The sequence below is a fragment of the Acinetobacter sp. Ac_3412 genome (genome assembly GCF_013072675.1).
In the GTDB taxonomy this organism is placed as follows: Bacteria; Pseudomonadota; Gammaproteobacteria; order Pseudomonadales; family Moraxellaceae; genus Acinetobacter; species Acinetobacter higginsii.
Genome location: NZ_LXUJ01000007.1, coordinates 240,908 through 257,168 on the forward strand (window position 1 = coordinate 240,908; position 16,261 = coordinate 257,168).

At 41.5% G+C, this 16,261-nt stretch carries 15 protein-coding genes; 11 read left to right on the plus strand and 4 right to left on the minus strand.

Going from position 1 to position 16,261, the window contains the following annotated elements:
- Positions 1–245 precede the first annotated feature (245 nt).
- The 3 genes from A7P54_RS04535 to A7P54_RS04545 all read left to right on the plus strand — a co-directional run bounded on the left by A7P54_RS04535 (position 246) and on the right by A7P54_RS04545 (position 3,999).
- Positions 246–2,885, plus strand: coding sequence for a bifunctional aconitate hydratase 2/2-methylisocitrate dehydratase (locus A7P54_RS04535; RefSeq protein WP_005187778.1), 2,640 nt, complete (start codon positions 246–248; stop codon positions 2,883–2,885).
- Positions 2,886–2,935: 50 nt separating this feature from the next.
- Positions 2,936–3,649: an ImmA/IrrE family metallo-endopeptidase gene (locus A7P54_RS04540; protein WP_171548798.1), complete on the plus strand. Its 714-nt coding sequence runs from the start codon at positions 2,936–2,938 to the stop codon at positions 3,647–3,649.
- A gap of 128 nt (positions 3,650–3,777) precedes the next feature.
- The gene (locus A7P54_RS04545; protein ID WP_004806481.1) at positions 3,778–3,999 is read left to right on the plus strand and encodes a hypothetical protein; all 222 of its coding nucleotides are present in this window, start codon (positions 3,778–3,780) and stop codon (positions 3,997–3,999) included.
- A gap of 109 nt (positions 4,000–4,108) precedes the next feature.
- Here A7P54_RS04545 and A7P54_RS04550 read toward each other — a convergent pair whose 3' ends face one another.
- Positions 4,109–5,566 (minus strand): DASS family sodium-coupled anion symporter, encoded by a 1,458-nt coding sequence (locus tag A7P54_RS04550; RefSeq protein ID WP_171548799.1) that lies wholly within the window; start codon positions 5,564–5,566, stop codon positions 4,109–4,111.
- 269 nt (positions 5,567–5,835) lie between these two features.
- Between A7P54_RS04550 and A7P54_RS04555 the strand changes: the two genes are divergently transcribed.
- The 6 genes from A7P54_RS04555 to A7P54_RS04580 all read left to right on the plus strand — a co-directional run bounded on the left by A7P54_RS04555 (position 5,836) and on the right by A7P54_RS04580 (position 11,433).
- Positions 5,836–6,819 (plus strand): ion transporter, encoded by a 984-nt coding sequence (locus A7P54_RS04555; protein ID WP_004806485.1) that lies wholly within the window; start codon positions 5,836–5,838, stop codon positions 6,817–6,819.
- 292 nt (positions 6,820–7,111) lie between these two features.
- Complete coding sequence (locus A7P54_RS04560) at positions 7,112–8,068, plus strand: iron chelate uptake ABC transporter family permease subunit (protein WP_171548800.1); 957 nt, start codon at positions 7,112–7,114, stop codon at positions 8,066–8,068.
- Positions 8,058–9,014 carry an iron chelate uptake ABC transporter family permease subunit gene (locus A7P54_RS04565; protein WP_171548801.1) on the plus strand — a complete coding sequence of 319 codons (957 nt, stop codon included), beginning with the start codon at positions 8,058–8,060 and terminating at the stop codon, positions 9,012–9,014. The genes A7P54_RS04560 and A7P54_RS04565 overlap by 11 nt, the downstream gene beginning before the upstream one ends.
- Positions 9,005–9,769, plus strand: coding sequence for an ATP-binding cassette domain-containing protein (locus A7P54_RS04570; protein WP_171548802.1), 765 nt, complete (start codon positions 9,005–9,007; stop codon positions 9,767–9,769). Before A7P54_RS04565 ends, A7P54_RS04570 begins: the two co-directional genes overlap by 10 nt.
- Before the next feature lie 9 nt (positions 9,770–9,778).
- Positions 9,779–10,732: an ABC transporter substrate-binding protein gene (locus A7P54_RS04575; RefSeq protein WP_171548803.1), complete on the plus strand. Its 954-nt coding sequence runs from the start codon at positions 9,779–9,781 to the stop codon at positions 10,730–10,732.
- Between the two features lie 95 nt (positions 10,733–10,827).
- Positions 10,828–11,433 (plus strand): DUF2238 domain-containing protein, encoded by a 606-nt coding sequence (locus A7P54_RS04580; RefSeq protein WP_171548804.1) that lies wholly within the window; start codon positions 10,828–10,830, stop codon positions 11,431–11,433.
- Positions 11,434–11,459: 26 nt separating this feature from the next.
- Here the strand turns inward: A7P54_RS04580 and A7P54_RS04585 are convergent, their stop codons facing one another.
- Entirely contained in the window at positions 11,460–12,680 is a 1,221-nt protein-coding gene (locus A7P54_RS04585) for an MFS transporter (RefSeq protein WP_171548805.1), read from the minus strand.
- Between the two features lie 197 nt (positions 12,681–12,877).
- On the opposite strand from A7P54_RS04585, the gene A7P54_RS04590 reads away from it, so the two are divergent.
- Positions 12,878–13,669 (plus strand): DUF4198 domain-containing protein, encoded by a 792-nt coding sequence (locus tag A7P54_RS04590; protein ID WP_171548806.1) that lies wholly within the window; start codon positions 12,878–12,880, stop codon positions 13,667–13,669.
- 51 nt (positions 13,670–13,720) lie between these two features.
- On the opposite strand, the gene A7P54_RS04595 is transcribed toward A7P54_RS04590, so the two are convergent.
- Positions 13,721–14,416, minus strand: a complete 696-nt coding sequence (locus tag A7P54_RS04595; RefSeq protein ID WP_005204312.1) for an epoxyqueuosine reductase QueH — start codon at positions 14,414–14,416, stop codon at positions 13,721–13,723.
- A 242-nt stretch (positions 14,417–14,658) separates the two neighbouring features.
- Between A7P54_RS04595 and A7P54_RS04600 the strand changes: the two genes are divergently transcribed.
- Entirely contained in the window at positions 14,659–15,579 is a 921-nt protein-coding gene (locus A7P54_RS04600) for a LysR family transcriptional regulator (RefSeq protein ID WP_167539922.1), read from the plus strand.
- Positions 15,580–15,666: 87 nt separating this feature from the next.
- Here the strand turns inward: A7P54_RS04600 and A7P54_RS04605 are convergent, their stop codons facing one another.
- Complete coding sequence (locus A7P54_RS04605) at positions 15,667–16,122, minus strand: DUF441 domain-containing protein (protein WP_004653942.1); 456 nt, start codon at positions 16,120–16,122, stop codon at positions 15,667–15,669.
- Positions 16,123–16,261: the final 139 nt, after the last annotated feature.

Genomic DNA, 16,261 nt, shown 5'->3' on the forward strand with positions numbered 1-16,261 from the left:
AGACAACACCGTTTGTCTTTTTTTATGGATGTAATTTATTGTTTTATTAGACTTTAACCTAAGACCAAAGCGGTATTTCCAAGGGATGAACATTTCGCTATAAAATAATGGGCATCACGTAGAAATACGGTAGTTGCATTAACATTTAACGCGAAGTCTAGTAAAATTTTGCTGTCCACATTACTTGTAAAGCTTGTAGCAAGCTGGAACTTACAAGTAATTTTTTAAAAAAGAGGAATAACACTGTGCTAGAAGCTTACCGCCAACACGTTGAAGAACGTGCCGCACTCGGAGTCCCACCGAAGCCGCTTGATGATGCTCAAACTGCTGAACTCGTAGCCTTATTAAAAAATCCACCAGCAGGTGAAGAAGCTTATTTAGTAGATTTACTAGAAAATCGTGTTCCAGCAGGTGTTGACCAAGCTGCATATGTAAAAGCTGCTTTCTTAGCTGCTGTTGCAAAAGGCGAAGCAACCTCTCCACTCGTATCTAAAGAACGTGCAGTTTACTTACTAGGTACAATGCTTGGTGGTTATAACGTAGCACCACTTGTTGAACTTCTAGACAATGCTGAGCTTGCTGAATTAGCTGCTGAAGCGTTAAAGAAAACACTTCTTGTATTTGATGCGTTCCATGACGTAGCTGACAAAGCAAAAGCAGGCAATGCTGCTGCTAAAGCGGTATTACAATCTTGGGCTGATGCAGAATGGTTCACAAGCCGTGCTGACGTTCCAGAAGAAATCAAAATCACTGTGTTCAAAGTAACAGGTGAGACCAATACGGATGACTTGTCTCCAGCTCAAGATGCTTGGAGCCGTCCAGACATCCCATTACACGCAAACGCAATGTTGAAAAACGAGCGTGATGGTATCAACCCTGAAAAACCAGGTGAAGTTGGTCCATTAAACCAAATCAAAGAATTGATCGCGAAAGGCAACCAAGTTGCTTACGTAGGTGACGTTGTTGGTACAGGTTCTTCTCGTAAATCTGCAACGAACTCTGTTCTTTGGTTCTTTGGTGACGAACTTCCACACATTCCAAACAAAAAAGATGGTGGTGTGTGCTTAGGTTCTAAAATCGCGCCAATTTTCTTCAATACAATGGAAGATGCAGGTGCATTACCTGTAGAAATCGACGTTGCCAACATGAACATGGGCGACGAAGTTGTATTGAAAATTGATCACGCTGCTGCAAAAGTAACTGCATTCAAAGACGGTGCACAAATTGCAGAAGCTGAGCTTAAAACGCCTGTACTTTTAGACGAAGTACGTGCTGGTGGTCGTATTAACTTGATCATTGGTCGTGGTTTGACAACTAAAGCACGTGAAGAATTAGGTCTTGCACCTTCTACATTGTTCCGTACACCTGTACAACCTGCTGACACTGGTAAAGGCTTCACACAAGCTCAGAAGATGGTTGGTCGTGCATGTGGTTTAGCAGAAGGCCAAGGTATCCGTCCTGGTACTTACTGTGAACCTAAGATGACCACTGTTGGTTCTCAAGATACAACTGGTCCAATGACACGTGATGAGTTAAAAGACTTGGCGTGCTTAGGCTTCTCAGCTGACTTAGTGATGCAGTCTTTCTGTCACACTGCTGCGTATCCAAAACCAGTTGACGTAACAACTCACCATACATTACCTGACTTCATCATGAACCGTGGTGGTGTATCTTTACGTCCAGGTGACGGTATTATCCACTCTTGGTTAAATCGTATGTTACTTCCAGATACTGTTGGTACTGGTGGTGACTCACATACACGTTTCCCAATCGGTATTTCATTCCCAGCGGGTTCTGGTCTTGTTGCGTTCGCAGCTGCAACTGGTGTTATGCCACTGGATATGCCTGAGTCTGTACTTGTTAAGTTCAAAGGTAAAATGCAACCTGGTATCACTTTACGTGACCTTGTACATGCAATTCCTTACTACGCGATTCAAGCGGGTGACTTAACTGTAGAGAAGAAAGGTAAGAAAAACATCTTCTCTGGTCGTATCCTTGAGATCGATTTATCAGAAATGGAAAATGACTTGACTGTTGAGCAAGCATTCGAACTTTCTGATGCATCTGCTGAGCGTTCTGCTGCTGGTTGTTCAATCACACTTTCTGAAGAGAAAGTTGCTGAATACTTACGTTCTAACATCACCATGTTGAAGTGGATGATTGCAGAAGGTTATGGCGATGCGCGTACTATGGCGCGTCGTGCTGAAAACATGCAGAAGTGGTTAGATAACCCAAGCTTGTTAAAAGCAGATGCTGATGCAGAATACTTAAAAGTTTACGAAATCGATCTTGCTGACATCAAAGAACCAATTCTTTGCTGCCCGAACGATCCAGATGACGCGAAACTTCTTTCTGACGTTCAAGGTGACAAGATTGATGAAGTATTCATCGGTTCTTGTATGACCAACATCGGTCACTTCCGTGCAGCGGGTCAGTTACTTGACAAAGTACCTGGTGGTTCATTGTCTACTCGTTTATGGTTGGCTCCACCAACTCGTATGGACGAGCATCAATTGATGGAAGAAGGCTTGTATAACATCTATGGCCGTGCTGGTGCGCGTACAGAGATGCCAGGCTGTTCATTGTGTATGGGTAACCAAGCACGTGTAGCACCGAACACAACATGTGTATCGACTTCTACACGTAACTTCCCGAACCGTTTAGGTCAAGGTGCAAACGTTTACTTGGCTTCTGCTGAGCTTGCATCTGTAGCTGCGGTTCTTGGTAAATTACCAAGCCCAGAAGAATATCAACAGTACGCGTCGCAAATTGACAGCGCTTCTGCTGACATCTACAAATACTTGAACTTCGACAAGATGAGTGAATATACAAAAGAAGCTGATCAAGTTGATACCAAGAAAATCCAAGCTGCTCAATTGACCTAATCGATTGTTTTTGCTAAAAATAAGGGCTGATTAATCAGCCCTTATTTTTTATGGATATTTTAGGTTTTATACAGCAAGATGACTCTTTGCACACTTATTATCAACATATATTAGGAATATGTCAGAACAAAAACTATAAGTTACTGGTAAGATATAAAGAGAATGGGGATGTATCTAATAAAGGATTTTTTGATTCAAAGTCAGGGGTGATCGGAATTGATGACTCTTTAACTAGTCAGGAAAAAATATCATGTATCGCACATGAATTAGCCCATGTTGAATTATTTTTAGATTCTAATATTGAAAGCTATTTAGAAAGTTTTGAAAATCATCTAGATTCTTTAGAGGATAAAGTTTATTTTGATCTTTTTAACTGTCAATTTAGAAATACTGTGCATCATTGTCTAATAGATACTATTTTGATGAGCCAAAATTTAAGCAACAGTTTGTTTTATCAAGAAATTCAACTTGTAGAAGAAGAATGCGAATTGACTGTAATTCATGATGACTATTTACAGGTAGATAGTGAGGGGTACAATATAGAAATACCTATTCCTGTTAGTAAGTTGAATATAGAATTTAATTTTGAAAGATTTCAAAGAGTCTATAGTAGTTTGATTCAAATTGACAAAAAATTGAATGGTAACAATATGAATATTCGGGTTGAAGGTGGTATATTATATAATCTTTTTAACGATTTTAAAGAAAATAAGATTTCAATTGAAAAGTTGATTGAGGGTACGAAACAAAATTTATTAAACTAATCCATTTAATCAAAACTCAGTTGGTCTGATGGATACTTATTTATACATGTTGTTCGTTCCACTTTACATTCCAACCAGTCCATCGTTTAATCATCGAAAATGAATGATTTAAAAGTTGATTCAAGTAAATGGCGAAACAATCCCGCTTCTTATGTATTGGTGGATTTCTTAACGGTTCTGCGGTGAAAGATCAAGGTGACAGTTTTATCTGTGTTGAAAATGGCAAACAAGTCAGCTACCACAAAAAGGAAATTTTCCATCAAGACTCGTGGCATCAAGATTACTATGTATGCGAAACGACGACGGATCAACAAGCACGAAATTGGGTTTATGACATCAAGCCTGATTAATGACGCTGATATCATTTTATTAGCTGTGTAGGTTTATATTTCTAGTATCCTTTAAATTAGTTACATGAAAAAGCCCCTTCGTAAGGGGCTTTTTTTAAGCTAAATCATCCTACCAATAACCCAACACTTTCCACCAAAGTCCGCCAATCACCACAAAAATGATGATATTGACGACACTCATGACAAAGCCAGCTTTCCACCATTCACCCAGCGTGGTGTAACCTGAACCGAATACCACAGGCGATGTACCCGTTGCATAATGGGTTAAGGTCATCATGATGCTTGACGCTGCTGCCATCATTAAGGCAAATAACATCGGTGGCGCACCTAACGCCAGTCCAGCTGTATAGAAGGCCGCGAACATGGCGGTGATATGTGCCGTGGTACTGGCAAACATATAGTGTGCATAGAGATAAGCCAGCATTAACAATAAACAGGCCGGCATCCAGCTGAGACCTAAATGACCAATCCCAGTTTCTAACACACCTGAGAACCATGTGATTAAACCGAGCTTATTTAAATAAGTCGCCATCATCACCAAGGCAGCAAACCAAGTGATGGTATCCCATGCGCTTTTTTGCGTCAGGATATCTTCCCAAGTCAATACACCCGTAATCAGCAGTAAGCCTAAACCAATAAAGGCTGTTGTGGTGGGGTCAACCGCCCAAGCTGAACCAAAAATCATGGCAGGGATGCCTGCCCATAACAGCAGTAAAATCCCAAATACACCCAGCATAATGATTTCATTTTTGCTGACAGGGCCCATTTCTTTTAACTTGGTTTTGGCAAACTGAGCCGCATTTGGGGTTTCTTTGACTTCAGGTGGATACATCCAGTACATAATCAACGGCATGATGATCAAGGCAATCAAACCCGGTAATAGCATCGCCAGTGCCCAAGTACTCCAACTCAAGGAAATCTGACTGTTGGTTGCTTTCGCTACCAGATCAACCACCAACGGGTTAGGGGCGGTTGCGGTAATAAACATGGCAGACGTAATCGGGTTGGCTTGGTAGTTCACCAAAGCTAAGTATTTCCCCATACGACCTTCGGTGCCTTTGGCAGGGTCAGAGTCATAACTGGTGGAAATTGCACGGACAATCGGGTGAATAATCCCGCCACCACGTGCGGTATTACTTGGAGTAACAGGTGCAAGAATCAGCTCGGAAAGTACCATGCTATAACCGATACCAATGGTTTTCTTGCCCCAAACTGCGATAAATAAATAGCCTAAGCGCGCACCGAGTCCAGTTTTTTGTAAACCTTTAGAAATCATGATTGAAATACCAATCAACCAGATCAGTGGGTTGGCGAAGCTGCTGAGCGCATCTTGAATGGCGCCACTTGGACTATCATTGGTAACACCTGTCACGGCGACCAATGTAATGGCAATAATCGCAATCGCACCAATCGGCATGGCCTTACCAATAATGGCAGCAATCACACCGACAAACATCGCCAGTAAATGCCAAGCATCAGGATCAACGCCAGCGGGTACAGGAATCACGAACCAGATAATTAATGCAATAAATAAAGAGATCAGCGTCGGGAGAGCTTTGAATCCCATGTAAATTCCCCTTGTTGTACGGGTTTAATAAAATTTATAGTTCTTTATGAATGAATCGTTAAAGAAAATAACCACTAAGCTTTTATTATCGTTGAAGCGAGCGCCAAACTGCAAAGAAAGTTTTGTTGAAACCGCGTTATATAGGTCAATGAGTTAGCGAATGATTTTGTTTAATTCGAGAAAAATAGGGCATTCACTTAAAATCTCTTATTAAATATGAAAGCATCATGCTACATTTTCAGCTTGCTTGATCAAACAATAAGTATGGTATGACTCAATTTTCATGGCAGCAATTAAGACGCTTTGTTTATGACAATCTGCATAATGATGACTATAAAAGTACGGTAAGTACCTGCGTAAACTATCTATTGATTGCCTTGATTATTGGCAACGTTGCTGCGGTTTTGTTGGAGTCCGTCAACGAATTTTATCAACTGTACAAGCCTTATTTCGATATCTTTGAAAATCTCTCGATCATGATTTTTAGTGGCGAATACCTGCTTAGGCTCTGGAGTATTGTTGAGGAGGAGCCACAAGAGGCTGCGTGGAAACAACGGATTCGCTGGATGAAAAGTGGTGGGGCAATTATCGATCTATTGGCGATTTTGCCTGCTTATCTCAATTTCATTGTTCCGATTGATTTGCGTTTCTTACGGGTCTTACGTTTGGTTCGCTTACTCAAGCTAACCCGATATTTTGTTTCCCTGCAAATTCTATTGCGCGTGATTCAACGCGAAAAAGGCTCATTCCAAGCGGTCATTTTTATCTTGGTGATTATGATCGTGATGACCGCATCTGCGATTTATGTAGTTGAAAACAAAGCTCAGCCTGAGGCGTTTAGTTCAATACCACAATCGATGTGGTGGGCAGTAGTTACCTTAACCACGGTTGGTTATGGCGATGTAACACCAGTAACTAACTTGGGTCGGATACTTGGTGCATTCATTACCATTCTTGGTGTCGGTATTGCTGCTTTACCTGCGGGTATTTTAGCTTCTGGCCTTGCCAATGAATTAAATATGCGTAATCAGCGACTGGAGCAAGAGTTTAGGGAAGTACTCCAGGCCAAAGGTTTGGACTTGCTGCATGATCAAGTGGAAATTGAACGGATTCGCAAAAAAGTCGGTTTACCCAAAGAGCAGACCCATGAAATTATTATGCAACTGGTCAGAGAAAAGCTGCTTGAAGATCAGGAGCAGGAAAAGAAACTGTGTCGTTACTGCCCACACTGTGGTGAAAAGCTTCCTGAATAATTTGAAATTTATTATAAAAATGTAGCCTAATGCTTCAGTATAAATTGGTAATGCTTAGCCATTTATTCGGATGTGGCGACACTCAATTCGGCTCTAAAGCTCGGTAACACTGAGACTTAGGGCTTTTTTATTAAAAATTAAAAGTTCAGTTCATTAAGTGCTACTTCACACAAAAGTTATTTCATTTAAAAAAGTTAACAATAATCTTTATCATTTGTGATAATTTCTTGTTTAATGTTTTGTAATTTTTAAGCTTATTTTAAGTTTGCGCATCCTATGAAGTTCTCCCAACATGATTAAGCGGCGTTATCTAATTTTACTATTGCTTCCATTGGCATTTATTTCCTTATTTGTCGGTGTGGGTGAGATGAGTCTTGCTGGTTTATGGGCTGGCAATCCTCAAGAATGGCAACTGTTCTGGACCAGTCGTTTACCACGTCTCATGGCAATTATTGTGGCAGGTGCGGGCCTAAGTGTCTGTGGCTTGATTATGCAATCACTCAGCCGCAACCGTTTTGTTTCTCCAACCACCGCAGGTTTATATGACTGTGCCCGTTTAGGTGTACTGGTTTCGATCATCTTGCTACCGAATGCTTCAATTTTTGTAAAAACAGGTTTTGCCATAACTGTGACACTGATCGGGGCAATGGCCTTTATGAGCATTCTGGCAACCCTTAAGCATCGAGATACCGTCTTTGTTCCACTGGTGGGGATGATTTTCGGCAGTATTATCTCAGCCTTTACCACTTTCATTGCCTTGCAAATGGATTTATTGCAGAACTTGGCGGGGTGGTTGCAAGGTGATTTTTCCACCATTTTAAATGGTCAATATGAGCTGATTTATCTCAGTGTTCCTGTTTTGATTCTGATTTATATCTTTGCCAATCGTTTTGTCTTGGCAGGCTTGGGACAGGATTTTGCCACTAATCTTGGACTGAATTATAAACAGACCTTATTTCTGGGCTTGTTATTGGTCTCGGTGATTACAGGTGTAGTGATTGTGACCGTGGGTGCGATTCCTTTTCTTGGGCTGATCGTACCGAATTTGGTCAGCTTATATCTAGGCGACAATATCCGCCGGACCTTATCACATACGGCACTCCTCGGTGCTTTGCTGGTTCTGCTGTGTGATGTATTTGGCAGGGTGGTGATTTACCCCTATGAGGTGTCGGTGAGCCTGATTATGGGCATCGTTGGTAGTGTGATTTTCCTGTGGTTATTGCTCAGGAGATACCGCTATGCCACATAAAACCAAGCTCATTGTTTTAGCCTTTTTAACTATCCTCAGCATTGCCTTGTATTTAGGTTGGGGCCTAGGTGTGACATGGCAATATGCACTCGGTCTGCGTTTAAAAACTATTGCCGCAATCATTGTCGCAGGCGTTGCTGTAGGTGTGTCGACTTTGGTGTTTCATACCATTGTCAATAATCGGGTCGTGACACCGCAGGCACTAGGATTGGATAAGTTATATGAACTATCCAAGACCAAGATTATTTATTTCTTTGGTGCCAGTACCTTGCTGTCATTTAACTTTGTCTTGGATTATTTGATTAGCTTGGTGTTAATGCTGAGCTTTGCCTTATTGTTGTATCGCTTTATTTTCAAGAAAGTTGCACAGCAAAATATTTACTTCCTGCTGTTGGTCGGGCTGATCTGTTCGACTTTATTCGACAACATGACTACCTTCTTTCAAGTTTTACTCGATCCTGATGAATTTCAGATTGCAGCCTATGCCGGTTTTGCCAGTTTTAATGTGGTGAAAATGGAAACCGTTGGACTGTCTTTACTGACCATTGTGCCGATTCTATTTTACAGCCTCAAACACTACCACAAGCTCGATGTGATGGCCTTGGGACGAGATCATGCTCTGAACTTAGGTCTAGATTATGACAAGACCAGTCGTTTGCTTCTCATCCTTGTGGTGCTGGCACTTGCTTCTGCTACAGCCTTGGCAGGTCCGATGATGTTCCTTGGCTTGCTGGTACTTAACATTACTCTTGAGCTGTTCAAGACCCATCAGCATCACATCTTATTAGTCGGCATTATTTTGGTCAGCATCCTGTGTCTGATGATTGGGCAATTCATCGTATTACATCTATTGAATCTTAAAACCACGCTCAGTGTGATCATTAATTTTGTCGGTGGAATTTATTTCTTCTGGATATTACTGAAGGAAAATAAAAAATGGCAATAGAGCTAAAGAATTTAAGCAAAAGCTATCAGCAACAACAGGTGGTACAAGAGCTTTCACTCAGTATTGCCAAGGGGCAGTTTACTGCTTTTATTGGCCCGAATGGTGCGGGAAAAAGTACCGTGCTTTCGATCATGAGCCGTCTAATCGAGGCTGATCAAGGACAAGTTTTGCTGGATGGACAGGATCTACGCCAAATGAAAAGTGCCGAGATTGCAAAAAAACTGGCCATCTTAAAACAGTCTAACCATACCGAGTTAAGACTGAGTATTGAAGATTTGGTGGCATTTGGTCGCTTCCCATATTCACAAGGACGCTTGACCGCAGAAGATCGTGAGGTGATTAACCGCTCCATTGCCTATATGGATTTAGAAGCATTACGCCATCGCCAATTGAGTGAGCTGTCAGGTGGTCAACGTCAGCGCGCTTATATCGCCATGATTCTGGCACAAGACACCGATTATATTTTGCTGGACGAACCTTTGAATAATCTGGATATGAAGCACTCTTCACAGATTATGAAGGTGTTAAAAGATCTGGCTGAAAATCATGGAAAATCCATCATTGTGGTAATTCATGACATTAATTTTGCCTCGGTCTATGCCGATCACATCATTGCCATGAAAGAAGGGCAATTGGTCTACCAAGGTCATCCACAGCAGATGATGGATGAACGCATTCTCAAAGATATTTTTGATTTTCACATCCCGATTCAACAGGTTCAACAGCACAAATTAGGTTTGTATTTTATTAGTTAGGAGTTCGTTATGCTTTTCAAAAAAACATTGCCAGTCATGATGCTGAGTGTGGTCTTGGCTGCATGTAGTAATTCCGAAGCACCTTCTGCAAAACAGGATGTAAATGCTACTGCGACACAGGATAGTTTGAGCTTTAATAGTAAGGCTGGTCAGATCACGATTCCTGCAAACTTGTCTCGTATTGCGGTACTGGATACCAATGCCCTGAATACCATTCATGCCTTGGGTGCGAGTGATAAAGTGGTGGCCTTACCCAAGGGCACGCTCTTACCGAAAGTATTGCAAGATTTTAATGATGGAAAGTATCTGGATATTGGAACAGCCAAAGAACCGAATCTGGAAAAAATTGCAGCCAGTCAGCCTGAACTGATTCTCATGAGTGGCCGTATGGAAAATTTGATGGGTCAGATTAAACAGATTGCGCCAACTTATTTTGTGGATGTGGATTACAACGATCAGTTTAATTCCTTTAAACAGCAAACACTAAATATCGCTGAAATGGTGGGTAAAAAGCCAGAAGCTGAGCAGCAGTTGCAAACTTTAGAAAAAGACATTAACGCATTAAAAGCAAAGACTAAGGGTAAAACAGCCTTAGTGATCTTGGTCAATAACAGCAAAATTGCAGCGTATGGGCCAGGCTCACGTTTCGGTAATATCCATGATCTATATGGTTTTACTCCTGCAGATCCTTCAATCAAAGTCGGCTTGCATGGTATGGCTGTGTCGCATGAATTTATCGCTCAGAAAAATCCAGATTATCTATTCGTGATTGACCGCGGTGCTGCAATTACTGAAAATCAGCAAGGTGCAAAACAAGTGTTGAATAATAAGATTATCAACCAAACCAAAGCCGCGCAAAATGGCAATATCGTATATCTGGATTCAAGTAACTGGTATCTGATGAACAATGGTCTAGATGGCATGAAGGACATGTTGAAAGAAGTGGCAGATGCTGTGAAATAAAAATTCAATTTGCTGATTTTATAACAAAAACCCGAAGGACTTTCTTTGGGTTTTTTATATGATGGGATTTAATAAATCACTACTTTTATAACATCATGCGTATTTCTTTATTGCATTTGGGTACGGCGATTTTAGCCATTTTGCTGCTGATTTCCGGAATTCAGCCTTTTGATCGAACCACGTGGTGGCTTGAGGTGATACCCGTATTGATCGTAGTCCCGTTATTATTTGCCACTTATAAAGCTTTTCCACTCACTCCTCTATTATATGGGCTGATTTTCTTGCATGCCATCGTGCTGATTGTAGGTGGGGCGTATAGCTACGCACGCGTGCCGTTGGGTTTTGAGATGGCACAGTGGTTTGGTTTAGAACGTAACCCTTATGACAAAATTGGACATTTTATGCAGGGCTTTGTACCTGCCATAGCTGCGCGTGAAATCCTGATTCGTAATCATATTTTAAGCAAAGGCAAAATGCTCAGTTTCATTGTGATTTGTGTTGTGTTGGCCATCAGTGCCAGCTATGAATTGATTGAATGGGCGGCAGCATTGTCTTTGGGTCAAGGGGCCGAAGAGTTTTTGGGGGCTCAAGGGGATGAGTGGGATACACAGTCAGATATGTTCTTTGCCCTGATTGGGTCGATCACAGCCTTATTGTTATTCTCTCGAAGGCATGATCGACAAATAGCAGAGTTAATCTAGTCACTGCCAAAGCAATGAATCTGCCATTAAGACACGGCAGATTCATTTTTTTGTGAATATTTGGCGTAGGCTAGCGCAATCAATAGAATCGCCAGACCACCTAAACTTAATACAAAACCCACCCAAATTGGCGCTAACCAACCCATATTATGACTGAGGACCCAGCCTCCTAAGAATGCACCGAGCGCATTGGCCAAGTTGAAAGCCGAGTGATTTAATGACGCAGCCAAAGTTTGTGCATCACCTGCAATATCCATCAAATGGGTTTGTAAAGCACCGCCTAGACCGATCACGGTAAAACCAATCAAGAATAGGGCAGCAATTGCTGTATAAAGATTGGACATCATAAAACTGGCGGCAACAAAGGCGAGTGCAGAACTGATCAGAATGCCAATAATGGTTTTAAATAGATTTTTATCAGCCAACCAGCCAGCAACCAGACCACCAATCACCATACCTACACCCCAAATCGCGAGGGCCACAGGCACCACTCGAATATCGGCATGGGTATATTCGGTTAGAATTGGTGAGACATAACTATACACCGAGAACATGCCACCAAAGCCAATTGCACCAACGGCAAGAGTCAGCCACATATTGATATTTTTTAAACCTGCCAATTCTGCTTTGATACTGGCGGTTTTCTGCAATGGGATATTGGGAACAAATAGGCTGACCCCAATCAGTGTAATAAACGCAATCACCGCAGAAAATTCAAAACCTGATTTCCAGCCAAATCGTTGACCCAACCATGTGGCAATCGGCACGCCAATGACATTAGCAATCGTTAAACCCATCATGACTTGTGCAATCGCTGTGGCACGGCGTTGTTTACCTGCCAGTTCAGCCGCAACCAATGCCGCTACACCAAAGTAAGCACCGTGCGGAAATCCTGCAATAAAGCGAGACAGCAACATGGCTTCAGGTGTAGTGGCAAAAGCGGTTGCTGCGTTGGCCAAGCCATAAAAAAGCATCAAGCTAAGCAATAGCGTCTTACGGGGTACTTTTGCCCCTAAAATCGCAATAATCGGTGCACCCACCATGACACCGAGTGCATAGGCACTAATGAAATAGCCTGCATGTGGCACACTGACATTTAAATCGGTGGCAATTTCTTGAATTAGCCCCATTGCCACAAATTCGGTGGTGCCAATACAGAAACTACCCACTGCAAGGGAGAAAATAACTAGGAATAAGGAATAGTTGGGTGAGGGAGATGAGTGCAAGGGAGAGCTTGACGAGGACATAATATCTCGAGTCTAAAAGTACCGCCGTATTATATTCGACTCGCTTTGGGAAAGGTGAAATAGAACACAATTTTTATCTCAATTGGTTTGGGGGCGGTACTATATAAAAACACAATAATTGAATGATAATTATTTTCATTTATGTATAATGCAAAGCAGACATTTTTAGCTGAATTTTTATAAAGGGTGGGAAAAGAGTGAAAAAATTATTAATTAGTCCATTGTTGCTTGTTTCAGTTTATAGCTTTGCTCATGAGCCCTATGTTGCGCCGCTTGCATATACAACGGAACAAACCCAAGTCGCAATTATCTCGGGTTATGCAGAAGAAGCTTTACAAAGTGAATATGCATTAAAAGATGCGAAGTTTGAGATTACCGCACCGAATAAAACTAAAACCACAATTGAGCCAGATTCTAAGCTCAGTTCGGCAACTGTATTTGATTTGAAATTGCCTGAAGCAGGAACTTATACGGTCAAAACCAGTGCCAGTTATCCATTGAAATATGTACAAGATCAAAAAGAATGGAAAATGTTCTTTGATATGCCAGCAGACAAAGCACCTGCTAAAGCTGAGCGTGATTTTGTCATTCCGTCAGATTTAAAAGCGAAAAAATTTACCCCTGTTGAAATTACCCGTGAATGGACATTTTTGACTTATGTGTCTAAAGAGAAAAATACGCCAGTGCAAGTAAGCACAGCACCGATTCAAGTTGAGTTTTTAACCCATCCTAGTGAGCTAAAGGCTAATCAAACGGTGAAAATTAAAGCATCGAAAGCCAATCAAGCATTGGCCAATGCCAATGTGGTCATTCGTGCTAAAGGTGCAACCGATAAGCAAGGCATTAGTTTGAAGACAGCCGCAGATGGCAGTGCTGATTTAGTCTTTGCTAAAGCAGGCGAGTATCTGATTGAAGTCAGTGAAGCAGTCGATGCCAAGCAAAAGCCAAGCAATCAGTTCTATAGCATTATCAGTGTTGCTGTAAATTAAGAAGCAGAAAGGCTAATTCATCTGAATTAGCCTTTTATTTTGATGTCAATTTTATTGATTTGACTCATCATCCATCGCATTACTATAAAATTTAACGCCCAATTTAATTCGATCTCGACCATTGCTCATACGCCAGCGATTGCTATCTCTGAGTGAATAGACACAGCCACAGTATTCCTGTTGATAGAATTCTTCACGTTTGCTGATCTCCAGCATACGGACTGCGCCGCCATGTTTACGCCAGTTATAATCCCAATATTGGATATCTGGATAATGTGCAGCGGCACGTAAACCACAGTCATTGATTTGCTGCATATTCTTCCAACGTGAAATGCCCAGTGAACTGCTGATTAAACTAAAGCCATGTTCATAGGCATATAGTGCGGTACGTTCAAAGCGCATATCAAAACACATGGTGCAGCGAATGCCTTTCTCAGGCTCATTTTCCATGCCTTTGGCACGGGCAAACCAGTTATCCGTGTCATAGTCACAATCGATAAAAGGAATATTATGCTTTTCGGCAAAGCGAATATTTTCCTCTTTACGGATTAAATATTCTTTCACAGGATGAATATTCGGATTATAGAAAAAAATTGAAAAGTCGATGCCAGACTCAATCAAGGTTTCCATCACTTCACCTGAACATGGTGCACAGCATGAATGCAGCAACAGTTTGTCGTGTCCTTCAGGTAGGCTGAGTGTTTGGCGTTCAAGCGTCTTTTGACTTGGATGAGGCATCGTCGGCATAGTCTGCAAAAGTGAATTGTTTATTGTAAAAGCTTTAAACGACTTTGGAGCTCTAATTCCATGAAATGTTCTCAGCTCAAGCTGAAAATTTTTAAATACCAAAAGCACTGGAGTGTTAATCGCAATTGGTGTGCTGAGTTTTTAAACGCCCGTGAACAGGTAAGTAATGAAATAAAAGTCATGTTGAGACAAACTAATTAATATCATGCTAAGATGAATTAAATTCAATAATGGTAGTGGTCGTGTTAGAACTCCGTCATTTAAAAACGTTAATTGCTTTAAGAGAGCACGGTTCATTAGTATCTGCAGCGACAGATTTATGTCTTACGCCATCGGCAATCTCACATCAATTAAAAGAATTGGATCACTGGTATGGGGTAGAAGTGGTTAACCGTCGTAGCCGCCCTGTGAGTTTTTCCAATGTGGGTGAACGTTTACTGAAACTGGCAGATGATGTACTGCCACAGGTGCAAATTGCACAAACCGATATTACCCGTATTGTGCATGGGCAAACTGGACGAATTATTTTCTCATCGGAATGCCATAGCTGCTTTGATTGGCTCATGCCATTACTCAATCAATATCGCCTGCAATATCCTGATGTGGACCTAGACTTTGCAGCAGGCTTTGAATCGAATCCGCACGAGTTATTGCAAAATGCGGAATTTGATTTATTGATTACGGCTGATCCCATTGCATTAAAAGGGATTGAGTATTTCCCAATCTTTGAATATGAATCTCGTTTAGTGCTTTCTAACACCCATCCCTTGGTGCGTGCTGAACAGGTTTCAGTCGAAGATTTGGCAGAAGAAACTTTAATTACCTATCCCGTCGATAAGCATCGTCTTGATATCATGGCGCATTTGTTTATCCCAGCCAATATTCAACCCAAACATATTCGTACCACAGATTTAACTCAAATGCTGATCCAATTGGTTGCCAGTGGGCGTGGTATTGCAGCATTACCTGATTGGGTGGTGAATGAGTATGAACAAAAGGGTTGGGTGGTAAGCCGTCGCTTGGACTGTGTTTCTCCACAGGGTTTAAGACGGAAGCTTTATGCGGGTTATCGTAGTGAAGATAAGGAAAAGAATTACTTTGAAGGCTTTATTAAGCAGTTGGAGAAGTTTTCCAAATTACGTACAGTATATTATGAACAGTAAGCAGCGATCGTTGGTTAACAGGTAGTGGCAGCGCCACTACCTATTTCTTAACGCAAGATAAGTACCGATTTTATAGTTCTAGTCTAATCAAGATTTACCAATCAGCAAGGACAATATCCCTGCGGCAATCAGTGGACCTACAGGAACACCGCGTAATAGCGCAACGCCTGCCACGGTTCCAATCAGAAGTCCTGCAACTACATCGGGTTGATTACTCATTAGTTTGACCCCGCGTCCACCGAGCCAAGCCACCAATAATCCAACCGCAATCGCAGCCAAAGACTTAATACTAATAAATGATTTTAGAATACTTTCACCGCTGATTTTGCCGCTTGCGATCGGCGCAAGGACACCAATGGTCAGGATAATAATGCCAATATTCAAACCATGATTTTGAATATAGGGGAAAAACTGATTCAGAGGAGTCAGTTTAACCAAGATCAGGCATGCTGCTGCGATTGTGACTGCCGTGTTTTGACTAAAGATACCGCAGCCCAATAAAACAAGCAGAACCAATAAGTTGACATCAAATTGTGAAAACATGCGCGAAACGTTTGCGGGAAAGAAAGTTGAATTATATCGTAAAATGTAGGCTAACTTCGGTTAAATTCATCTTAATAGGAGAGGGGAAGGCTTTCACACTCAGGCTTTTGTAGATTCTCCAAGACATTAAAAAAGCCAT